Source organism: Psychrilyobacter atlanticus DSM 19335, from assembly GCF_000426625.1.
In the GTDB taxonomy this organism is placed as follows: domain Bacteria; phylum Fusobacteriota; class Fusobacteriia; order Fusobacteriales; family Fusobacteriaceae; genus Psychrilyobacter; species Psychrilyobacter atlanticus.
In genome coordinates, this window is the sequence record NZ_KE384547.1 from 1,329,300 (window position 1) to 1,340,511 (window position 11,212).

Genomic DNA, 11,212 nt, shown 5'->3' on the forward strand with positions numbered 1-11,212 from the left:
ATTTTTCCCAGGAGGCGTTATGAGTAGATTATTATTATTCCCTGTTGTACAATCAGATAAAAACAAACTTGACCAGGCATATGAAGTCGCTGAAGATTTTAAGGCTGTATATGAGAATATCGACATATGGGTCCCTCAATTTTTTCAATATGATGGAGCCAGCATCCCGTCTTTAGCATGGCAGGTAATTGGTACTCCCTTCAACCCTCACTTTATGGAAGCCGCCGTTATACATGACTGGCTTTATCATACCCATCAGCTGGAAAAAAAAGATGCAGATAAATTATTCTATAAGCTTCTCTTGGAAAATAATGTCGAACCGGTAAAAGCAGTCTTAATCCGGGAAGCAGTAGAAAAATTTGGTAACTGGTACTGGATAAATGATGAGGATGACTCAAAGTATATTGAGAAATTAAAAAATAAAATAATTGAAATTGGTAAAGATCCTTCAAAGTATGGGATATGATCTATTAAAAAACAAAGGGAGATATTTAGTATCTCCCTCCCCTTTTATTTACTTAGTCATGATTTAAAGCTTCTACAACCTCTAACTTTGCCCCTCTGTATGCCGGAAATATACTGGACAAAAATACAATTATAACATTTGCTCCTATTATTAGAAGCACCTCTTTAAATTTTATTTCCACAGGAATTTTATTTAAATTATAAATACTAGTTATTTCATTTATATTATAATTTTTTAGATACCATAATATTACACCTGAAATCATTAATCCAATAACTATTCCAGCTACTCCTAAAAATAACCCCTCTATAATAAATATTCTCATGATATTTTTACTGGAAAATCCCATAGATCTCATTATTCCTATATCTTTTATTTTTTCTTTGACAGACATACTCAATATTACCCAGATTAAAAATCCTGCTATGATGACTATTAGAGAAAATACCATTATCATTCCACTTTTCTGTAGAGATAACGACGCCAATAAATTTCTGTTTAAATCTTTCCATGTGCTGGTAGAAAGACCGGTTTCCTCTCTGATCTGTAATGCTGTTTTATCTGCACTGTATATATCGTCTAAAAACACCTCTAAATCTGTTACTGAATCTCCTCCATAGGTTAAGATTTGAACTACTCTCAGGGGAACTATTATTATAGTTTTATCGTATTCCTCATAACCTGACTGGTATACTCCTATTATGGTCAGAGTTATCTGAATATTCTTAGGAGTAACTATAGTTACCTCATCCCCTAATTCTGCTCCTAAGTCATCAAAGAGTTTCTTTCCTATGATAAATTCTGTGGGGGTTTTGGCATCCATGGTTCCGTAAATTACTTTTTCATCCAAATCCATAGTCTTTTTCGCATCATCAAAATCCAGACCATTTATCTTTACACCTGTTACATATGACCCATGAATTTGATTATACTTTAATATCCCCTGTTCTGAACTTTGAGGAACTACCCCTTTTACTCCCCTTATCTTTTCTACCTTTGACTGGAACTCCCTGTAATTTTCTATGGATTTTCCATTTTTTGTGACTATTATATGGGAAGTCATTGAAAAGATACTTTCCATCATACTTCTATCCAGCCCATTGGATATCCCAAGGGAAACTACTAATACTATGATTCCTATTGCTACTCCGAACATTGCCACTACACTCTGTCTTTTCCTTTCAAAAATATGCTTTTTTGCTATAAAAAATTCTATCATATTTCACCCTCAATTCTTCTTATATTATCCATGAATTGTGATAGGTTCCCATAATTCCAATATCAATAATATTGATCCTATCTCTTCTCAAAAAATTATTCCCTATATATTTTATACAACACTTCACAATTAAATTCAATTTTATTTAATTTTAACCTTTTTTTAATAAATCATAAAAAAAAGTAAACTTAAGATCTCCTGGTAAAGTATCTTTTATAAAATTCATATGAATTCAGATGTTTTTTCACACAACTTTTAAAAAAAATATTTTTCTCAATTTTAATTTTTTCCAAAATGCAAATATTTTTTAACTCCTTTTTAATAATATTTAATTTGATTTTAATTTAAATTATGTTAAGATTAATTATCTACATAACTGTAGTGAAATAAATTATTGGGGAGGATTTAATGGATTTTAGCAAATTTCAGAATAAATATATAATAGAAGGAACTTTATCAGTCTATTCCTTACACATTGGGAAATATAGACCAGAGGAAAATTTTGATTCTCCTACTATAAAATATTTAAATAATATAGCGTATATTCCCGGGTCAAACTTTAGAGATCGTTTTCAATATAAATTAAAAACTTTAGTAAATTTAGGACTTACCCTTGAAGATAGAAAATTACATGTTTTGGATATCAAGGAAATTTTTGGAAATATCAACACAAGAAAAAACTCTAACAATGTGGGAGGAAAGATCTATATAGAAGACCTTATAATAGAACCAAATAATAAAAACTCTATCTATGACGGTATAACTATAAATAGAGGTGTCGGAATAAGAAAAAAAAATAATAAATTTGATTATAATATCATCGAAAATTCAACTTTTAAATTAAATATAATACTAGAAAATTTGCAAGATTATGAGGTCGATCTAATAAATATAGGATTAAACCTTATGAAAGATGATATGTTTGGTCAGAAAACAACAGGTGAAATTGGAAGGTGTAAATTGAATATTGACAGGGTTAAATATATAACTAAAGATACTTTAAATGACTATTTATTCCATGGTAAAATGAAGACAGAAACCCAGGAAATTTTAAATAAAGGAAAAATAAGTTTGAATATAGAAAAGTAAATTCTAAAAATTGACATTAATTTTACTACATTCTAAAGAGATGACTAAAAATAACATAAAATATTAGCAAAGCAGGGGAAATCCTGTGACGCAAAGCTATAGGACCTTTAAAATGGTAGCCAGTTGCAGATCTTTCGGGACCTGTATTTTTTTTTTATTAATATAGAAGTGATTAGGTTAACAAAGAGAAATCGAAGCAAGCTGACCCTCATCCTTTTAGGTTGCTCCCTCGTAGGGAGTAACCAAGCAAATAAATACCATAGATTATTTATTATAGTTACTTTCTCCCTACGAGGGAGAGAGAGTAAGAGAGAGGGTGGTGGGTTCGACGAAACTCGCTAGATGATTACTGAGAAGTAGAACGACTATAAACTTCAAAATTAAAACCTAAAATTAAACTTTGTTCCTTTTATACCGAAAGACAGGCAGACACTCCTACATTGGGCTTTTGACAGTAGAGAAATCTAAAAATTTTAAACTCAAATAAAAGGACACTATACCATATAGTGTCCCTCTCTTTAATATCTAGGAGAATAAATAATTGGAGAAGTCCCAAATAAAATATCCTTACCTTTAACTTCTCTTTCAACAGTTATCATCTCTTCTACAATATTAGTCATATTTCTATAAATTTCAGGAGGGCAGACTGACTCCAATTGAATTCCTTCATGTTTTTTTAAATGAGTATAGTTTTTCCACAACCATTGTTTAACTTTTTTTACATCGGAAGGTTTTCTCAGAGTATTTAAGATCTGCCACCTTATTTCTTCTAAAACATTTAGAGGCGGATCTATCTTAAATCCAGCTATTCTTTTCCCTAACTCCCTTGCAAATTTTTCATCGATCTCCTGTGACAAGAATTTTAAAGTGTGCCATGTATCATAAAGTTCCTTTAAATTATTTATCTCTCTATGTTTTAGCCACACAAAAGCACTGAGTCTTCTCCTCCAATCCCACCATTTAACAGGACTCTGTAGATCTTGTGCTGGGATTAAAAAAATTCCCCTTTCCAATAACAATGCCCCAAATACTCCAGGGGGATGTCCCAGCCTTTGATTTTTTAATGTCGTTCTATAAACTCCACAGCTTGGACTTCCTTCCATAAAAATATAGGCGTCTACATGAGCTCTTTCCAAGGTTTCAAAACAAGCCTCAGCTCCTTTTTTCATCATCAATGAAAGATCTCTTCCCTTTTTATTTTTTATTTTCGCATCTCCCTTCCAAAAATCATGACCATTTCCACTTGTAAGTCTGATAGGAAGTCTTGGAACTCCCATTCCACTCATAACCTCGGGACAGACAGGGGTCCAAATATAATTTGATTTTTCTCTTTTAAGGTATCCTAACATCTCATACCCTTTTGAATTGTACCTGACTTTTGCACCATACATACAGGCTGAAATTCCAATTTTTATTTTTTGATCAAATATATATGACAATAAAATCGCCTCCATATAAAATATTAATACTGTTAAAGAATATACTTATAATAAGTTTAAATCCTATAAAAAATAATTTTTTTTCGATTTCTTTGTCCTATGGAAGACTTAAGTGAGTGAAATAAAGAATAAAGATCAAGATTTCTCATATTTAATCTTTGTTTTAGAAATATCCAGTAAAAATTTCTCCTCTAAGAGGCATAATAAGTCTCTTAAAGGGCTCATTAAACCTCTTACTGGATATTTGAGTTCTTCATCCACCAACTCCCTCTCTATCCTTGATTTAATTGACTTAGAGCGGAGCTCTTATTTCGTTTTTTAGAAAACAGAGGATAAATCATAAGGGGTCGTCACTCAACAGGCCTTCAGGGGCAAATAAACGGCTTTTTTTATTAGGTTATTCTAGATTTTTTCTATCTTTATGACTAGTATAAAGTCCAACAAAATCTATGTCAAAAAAGCAAAAAATATGATGAAATTATAACGTTCTCATGCTATTACGAGAGCTTAAATAATGATTTTTTTTAGATTAGAATCTACAGGTAAGTTAAAGAATAAATAGAAAAAGAAGGAAAATTGTAAAACAATTTGAAATTAATTTACATAGGAGTAAATAAAAGACAGCTGGGAGGGATAAGAGTATGAAGAAAAAAATCCAATTCAATGACAAGATGCAGAGCGGTTATTATTACCTGATCGAACCTATAGGTAAAAATTTTGATCCTGAATTCAAACCAGAACTTACTCCCAAAGAGATGCTGGAATTAGGAGTTTTCGGTGGAAAATATATGACTGATTGCAGAGATGAATTCCCCCCATCCTGGTATGAAAATGCCAAGCTCTCACCGGAGATAAAAAATCCAAAGTTGAATTTTTTTAAGGTAGACGCTTCATTGTCTTTAAAAAAATGGGAGGAAAAGGGGTGGATAAATCCTGTGGATCCTAGAGGATGGTTTCAGTGGTATTGCAGATACTACTGTGGCAGAAGGATGGTTGAGGAGGACAGAAGGCAAATTAAGCGATGGAAAGCTATGAAAAGACATCTAGGAGCAGTTAAAAAAAATTGTATTCCTATGGATCTAGAATGCCGTGTCAAACAAAGGCAGGCACTCCTCCATTGGGCTTATGATAGTAGGAAAATATAAAATTATTAATAAAATAGGACATCGATTTATTCTTCGATGTCCTATTTTTAAATTTATTACTCTCTCTATGAAAAATTATCATAGAAAATATCTCTTATACCATTGTGATTAAGGATATTATTACAGGCTCCTATCATCCCTGGACTTCCACAAAGAAACCCTTCCCTGTGTTTAGAGGAATCAATTTCAGTTTTTAAATATTTATCCAAAACATCAGTAATCAAACCTTTTTCACCATCCCAATCGTCATCAGGTGAACAGTTTGATAATGCAGGAATAAAGTGAAAGTTAGGCCATTTTTTTTCTATCTCTTGAAATTCTTTAAGTAAAAATAAATCTTTTATAGTCCTTGCTCCAAAAAAATACCAAACTTCTCTATCAATTTCACCCTTCTCTAACATGTCATGAAACATAGACTTAAACGGAGCCATACCAGATCCCCCGGCAATACAAACCATAGTAGAATTACAATCTGATTTTTGAAATTCACCAAAAGGTCCTATCAGTTTTAATTTTTCTCCTACTTTCATGTAGTTATGTACCCATGTAGTAGCTATCCCATCTGGAATCAGCCGAATTAACATGGCAACTTTATTTTTTTCTGAGGGTTTAGAAGATATAGAATAAGCTCTTTGAGTATATTCTTTTATTTTCCCATATGGAGGAACAACTAATTGTATATATCTTCCTGAAACAAAATCAATAGATTCGTCTCCTATAGAAACTATAACTTCCTTGATATCATAGGTTAAATCATTTATCTCTTCTACAATACCAGAAAATTCTTTAGCATTAAATAACTCCTCAGGTATATACATATCTAAATTTTTCTTTACTTTGATTTGACACGCTAATCTTGTATTTTTGTTCATTTCTTCAGGGGATAAATAAGGTCTTTCCGTAGGAAGAATAGGTCCTATATCTGTAGAAACCTCACATTTGCAGGACCCACAACTTCCCCTTCCTCCGCAGGCAGATGGTATAAAAATACCTTCTGAAGATAGAGTTGTTAGGAGTTTATCTCCTCCCTTTGTATTTATCACCTTTTTTCCCTTATTAATATTAATTTCTACATCTCCATAGTTATTGACATGTTTATCTACGATGGAGATAATCAGAGCGAGTAGACTAGCAAGAAGTGCAACGATAATTGGTGCAATTAAAAATTCCATAGACACTCCTCCTTTTTATTGAACTATAAGCATACCGGAAAAACCTATAAATGCCATGGCCATAAACCCAATTGTTATGAGTGTTATTCCTGCTCCCTTTAACCCTTCTGGAACAGGAGCTTTTAAAACTTTTTTTTGTATAGCTGCTAAGGAAACGATGGCAAGCCACCAACCTAGGCCCGAACCAAAAGCAAAAACAATACTCTGTATAAATGAATAACCTCTAATCTCCATGAATAATGCAACTCCTAAAATAGCACAATTAACAGTTATTAATGGTAAGAAAATACCTAAAGCCATGTAGAGGGAAGGAGAAAATCGATCAATAACCATCTCTAAAACTTGAACGGTCGCTGCGATAATTATGATGAAAATAATAAATCTAAGATATAAAAGACCAAAAGGTATTAATATGAATTTATATACAACCCAATTTATAGCCGTTGTAATAGTTAAAACTGCAGTAACAGACATCCCAAGACCGTTGGCAGAATCCATATCTTTAGATATTGATATAAAGCTGCACATCCCTAAGAAGTTAGCTAATAAAATATTACTAGTAAATATTGAAGCAAATAACAAAACTAATGGATTAATATCTGGTGACATATAAAACCTCCTATTTTGAACTTTCTTTTGAAAGTTTGATGTTATTAATTATCCAAATAACCCCACCTAAGATAAAAAATGCACTTGGAGCCATAATCATTATTGTCCAAGTTTGAAATCCTTCTGGCATTATTTGAATCCCAAACAGTGAACCAAAACCAAGTAGTTCCCTAATAAAGGCTATAGCCATTAAAATCCACATATATCCTATCCCTGTTGTAATCCCATCCCAAAGAGATATTAGAGGTTTATTTGATTGAGCAAAAGCTTCGGCTCTCCCCATGATAATACAGTTAGTGATGATTAAACCTACATAGGGCCCCAAAGATTTACTTATAGCTGGTAAGAAAGCTCGGAGTAGTAAATCTACTATAATAACAAAGAAAGAAATTATAAGAGTTTGTATGATCATACGAACTTTACCAGGAATTAGATGTTTTATGCTAGCTACACTAAAATTAGTCAATCCAGCAACAAAAACTACAGAAATAGTCATTATAAATGTATTTGTTAAACTATTAGTAACTGCCAGTGTCGAGCAAATCCCAAGGATTTGAACAAAAACAGGGTTATTATCCCATAAATTTTCTTTTAATATGCCTTTATATTTATTCATTTCCTACCTCCTCCTTCAGACTTTTTATCTTTTTATTTATCATAACTTCTATAGAGTGACTAGTTCTAGTAGCTCCAACAATCCCATCGATAATTCCATCGTCAGAATCATAATTTCCATCTCCACTACCTTGTACCACTTTAATAGTGTTTTTATTGACAGTTTCTCCTTGAAATTGTTTTAAAAACCACTCCTCTTCTATACGTCCCCCTAAACCAGGAGTTTCATTATGAGAAATAATATCGACACCTTTTATAATTTGTAAATCTTTATCCATTGCAATAATTCCATTTACCGTCCCCCAAAGAGCTTTCCCGGAAAATTTACTAACCAGTATATCTTCTCCATCTATTTTTGCTGTCATAGTTTCATCGGTAGGAAGTTCTAGATTAAAGATTGATTTAAACTGTTCTTGAACCTCACCATTTTCCACTCTCACACCTACAGCTTTTAAAATAGAGGAAATTTCATAATCTCTATTATATTCAGAAACTCTATTCTTGGTAACAAGATGGGTTAAAGTCAATAAAAATACTAGTATAAAAGTAATAACAAATGAAAAAATAGCAGTATAGGTCATTGAATTTTTTTCCATCTATTCCCCCCCTTTTAATTTTAACTTTAATTTTCCAATAGTTTCATCAAATAATGGAGCAAACATATTTCCTAGTAAAATAGCATAACTGGTTCCTTCATTAAAGAGGGAATAAGTTCTAATTAGTGATGTACAAACTCCAATGAGTAAACCATATAAAATTAATGAATTATTTTTTTTAGGTGAAGACACAGGGTCGGTAACCATAAATACAGCAATAAATAAAATACTACCAGAGAATAAACTATAAATAGGATTGGCTCCTCCTAAATCCATAAAATAAAGGATAGACTGCATAATTAAAAACCCAACTATAGTTGAAATAGACGATTTATAACTTGCAGTTTTAGTAAATAGTAAATAAATAAAAGCAATCAAAATGAGTATTATAGACCCTTCTCCTATAGATCCACTTTTGAAACCAGTAAATAAATTTAAAAGTGATGGCAGCTCACCATTTTTTAATATTTCAAGGGGCGTTGCCCCTGCAAAACCATCAATATTTCTTGGATTTAACCATTGATTGACTGTATTTGGAAAAGAAATATAAATAAATAATCTCCCTACAATAGCTGGATTAAATATATTTCTCCCAAAGCCACCGTAAACCATCTTTCCAAAAGAAATCCCAAATATAATACCAATCCCTACAATCCATAATGGAACTAAGGGTGGCATAGAAAGGGCATAGAGGGAACAACTAACAAGAACGGCTTCACTAACTTTTTTCTTTGCTTTTCGAACAAACAACCATTCGGTGAATATACCTAAGGTAAAAGTAACGATAATAATCCCTATACTTTTAAAACCATATAAAAATATTGAAAAAACTAAAAGAGGGGTAAGAGAAATTAAAACCTTTCTCATAACTGCTTGTTTTTGAAACATATTTTTAACCTCCAGAGTAAATTATTTTTCCTACACCAATAATACCTAAATATTCAAATAAGATAAAACTATATCTATTTGAGTAAAAAACCAATCCATGTAAGAAATCTGTATGATATATAATACCAACTTTAAAAAAAAGTCCTCTAAAAATATAGAAATTCATTGCTGTAATTAAAGGAAATTTACAGATAACTGTAAATAAGATAACTACATATTTTGTTTTACTGCGTATAAAAGGAGAGGGGCTATGGTAGAAGTACATGATTTAGGATTAATTACCTATGAAAAAGGACAAAAAAAACAAGAAGAAATATATGAGTATGTATTAAACAATAAGAAAATAGATGGTGTTTTAGTATTTTTAGAAGTGGATCCAGTGATTACAACTGCTCATTCCTCAGATAGTGAGGAAGTGGTATTTTCAGAAGAAATACTGAATAAAAAAGGAATAAAATGCATAAAAGTAAATAGAGGCGGTAAAACAACCCTTCACGGACCAGGACAATTGATTTGCTATCCTATTTTAAATTTAGAAAAATTTGGGAAAGATCTACATAAATATTTACGAAACTTAGAGGAAGTAGTAATTAATATCCTCAAAGAACTAAATATTGATAGCGGCAGAAAGGAAGAATACACAGGAGTTTGGGTAGGAGAAGAAAAAATTTGTGCCATGGGTATCCATGTAAAAAGATGGATAACAACCCACGGAATTGCACTAAACAATGATATTGATCTAACCTTATTTGATTTAATAATTCCATGTGGGATAAAGGAAGCCGGTGTAACTTCAATTGAAAAGTTGGATACAAAAGTGCAAATGAGTATTCTCAAAGAAAAATTTGTAGAGAATTTTAACAAAGTTTTCTACTAAAATGATAGAGAGTAAATTATTTTCCACACTAAAATAAATTCATATCAATTATCATATGCTGTCATTTTTGACACAGATCTCTATGGATTAAGATTTTTAATTTTCACAGATCTAAATACGCTCTATACTCTGTTAGTTTTTCTTAGTGTACTTCGTGTCCAAGGTTTTAATCTGTGATTATCTCCTTTAGATCCGTGTTATCTGTGTCCAAGGTTTTTATTAAAATATCTAGATAGGAGGATAGAATGGATAAGCCTGAATGGATTAGTAAGAAATTTTATAAAAATAATAAAATTGAAAAACTTTTAGCTGAAAATTTATTAAACACTGTCTGTGAGGCTGCAAATTGCCCCAATAAATGGGAATGTTTCAGGAAAAAAACGGCAACTTTTATGATTCTAGGGAACAAATGTACTAGAGCTTGCAGATTTTGTTCTGTAGATAAAAGTATCAAGGGAGAAACCCTAAATATAAATGAACCTATGAAAATAGCAGAAATCATAAATAAAATAGGATTAAAACACGTTGTAATAACTTCTGTAACCAGGGATGACTTAGACGATGAAGGTGCTATACATTTTAAAAGGACTATAGAGGAGATAAGAAAAGTTTCTGATGCTACTATAGAGGTTTTAATCCCTGATTTTAATGGAAAAAAAGAATTGATAGATATAGTCATAGATGCTAAACCAGATGTAATAAACCACAACATAGAAACAATTGAAAACCTACATAAAAAGGTAAAACCTATAGGGAGTTACGAAAACTCAATAGAATTACTTAATTATGTCAAAGAAAGAGATAAAAATATAATTACTAAAAGTGGAATAATGTTAGGGTTCGGAGAAACTATCGGTGAATTATCAGAATCTATAGAGGATTTAAAGGATATAAATTGTGACATCCTAACACTAGGACAGTATTTACGCCCTAGTGAGAAACACATAGAGGTTTCTGAGTATATAACCGAGGAAAAGTTTAGTTTATATAAAAAACTAGCTTTAGAAATTGGAATACCAGTTGTTGAGAGTGGAGTATTTATTCGAAGCTCTTATAATGCCATAGATAGTATAAAAAAATTAATGAAGTAATACGAG

The 11,212-nt window shown here is 31.5% G+C and carries 12 protein-coding genes and 1 riboswitch; of the genes, 5 read left to right on the forward strand and 7 right to left on the reverse strand.

Annotated features, from left to right (window positions below; genetic code table 11):
* Positions 1-19 precede the first annotated feature (19 nt).
* Positions 20-466 carry a DUF1353 domain-containing protein gene (locus tag K337_RS0106735; protein ID WP_028855938.1) on the forward strand — a complete coding sequence of 149 codons (447 nt, stop codon included), beginning with the start codon at positions 20-22 and terminating at the stop codon, positions 464-466.
* A 52-nt stretch (positions 467-518) separates the two neighbouring features.
* On the opposite strand, the gene K337_RS0106740 is transcribed toward K337_RS0106735, so the two are convergent.
* Positions 519-1,685, reverse strand: coding sequence for an ABC transporter permease (locus tag K337_RS0106740; protein WP_028855939.1), 1,167 nt, complete (start codon positions 1,683-1,685; stop codon positions 519-521).
* Positions 1,686-2,093: 408 nt separating this feature from the next.
* Between K337_RS0106740 and K337_RS0106745 the strand changes: the two genes are divergently transcribed.
* Positions 2,094-2,774: an RAMP superfamily CRISPR-associated protein gene (locus K337_RS0106745; RefSeq protein WP_028855940.1), complete on the forward strand. Its 681-nt coding sequence runs from the start codon at positions 2,094-2,096 to the stop codon at positions 2,772-2,774.
* 55 nt (positions 2,775-2,829) lie between these two features.
* A riboswitch (cyclic di-GMP riboswitch) is annotated at positions 2,830-2,905 on the forward strand.
* Between the two features lie 387 nt (positions 2,906-3,292).
* Here the strand turns inward: K337_RS0106745 and K337_RS0106750 are convergent.
* Positions 3,293-4,213 carry a 2-thiouracil desulfurase family protein gene (locus tag K337_RS0106750; protein WP_156877330.1) on the reverse strand — a complete coding sequence of 307 codons (921 nt, stop codon included), beginning with the start codon at positions 4,211-4,213 and terminating at the stop codon, positions 3,293-3,295.
* Between the two features lie 641 nt (positions 4,214-4,854).
* Here K337_RS0106750 and K337_RS0106760 point away from each other — a divergent pair.
* Positions 4,855-5,358 (forward strand): hypothetical protein, encoded by a 504-nt coding sequence (locus tag K337_RS0106760; protein ID WP_028855942.1) that lies wholly within the window; start codon positions 4,855-4,857, stop codon positions 5,356-5,358.
* A gap of 65 nt (positions 5,359-5,423) precedes the next feature.
* On the opposite strand, the gene K337_RS0106765 is transcribed toward K337_RS0106760, so the two are convergent.
* From K337_RS0106765 to K337_RS0106785, 5 genes are read right to left on the reverse strand one after another with little or no spacing between them, the layout of a single operon-like run.
* The gene (locus K337_RS0106765; protein ID WP_028855943.1) at positions 5,424-6,530 is read right to left on the reverse strand and encodes an NADH:ubiquinone reductase (Na(+)-transporting) subunit F; all 1,107 of its coding nucleotides are present in this window, start codon (positions 6,528-6,530) and stop codon (positions 5,424-5,426) included.
* A gap of 15 nt (positions 6,531-6,545) precedes the next feature.
* Complete coding sequence (locus tag K337_RS0106770; protein ID WP_028855944.1) at positions 6,546-7,139, reverse strand: NADH:ubiquinone reductase (Na(+)-transporting) subunit E; 594 nt, start codon at positions 7,137-7,139, stop codon at positions 6,546-6,548.
* A 10-nt stretch (positions 7,140-7,149) separates the two neighbouring features.
* Positions 7,150-7,755, reverse strand: coding sequence for an NADH:ubiquinone reductase (Na(+)-transporting) subunit D (locus K337_RS0106775; RefSeq protein ID WP_028855945.1), 606 nt, complete (start codon positions 7,753-7,755; stop codon positions 7,150-7,152).
* Entirely contained in the window at positions 7,748-8,350 is a 603-nt protein-coding gene (locus tag K337_RS0106780) for an FMN-binding protein (RefSeq protein ID WP_028855946.1), read from the reverse strand. The genes K337_RS0106775 and K337_RS0106780 overlap by 8 nt, the downstream gene beginning before the upstream one ends.
* On the reverse strand, positions 8,351-9,238 hold the full coding sequence (locus K337_RS0106785) for an RnfABCDGE type electron transport complex subunit D (RefSeq protein WP_051251645.1): 888 nt from the start codon (positions 9,236-9,238) through the stop codon (positions 8,351-8,353).
* Between the two features lie 250 nt (positions 9,239-9,488).
* Here K337_RS0106785 and lipB point away from each other — a divergent pair, with 250 nt between their 5' ends.
* Both lipB and lipA read left to right on the forward strand, forming a co-directional pair.
* A complete protein-coding gene (gene lipB, locus K337_RS17855) occupies positions 9,489-10,115 on the forward strand; it encodes a lipoyl(octanoyl) transferase LipB (RefSeq protein ID WP_037029232.1) in 627 nt (208 codons plus the stop codon).
* Positions 10,116-10,360: 245 nt separating this feature from the next.
* A complete protein-coding gene (gene lipA, locus K337_RS0106795) occupies positions 10,361-11,206 on the forward strand; it encodes a lipoyl synthase (RefSeq protein ID WP_028855948.1) in 846 nt (281 codons plus the stop codon).
* The last annotated feature ends 6 nt before the right edge of the window (positions 11,207-11,212 follow it).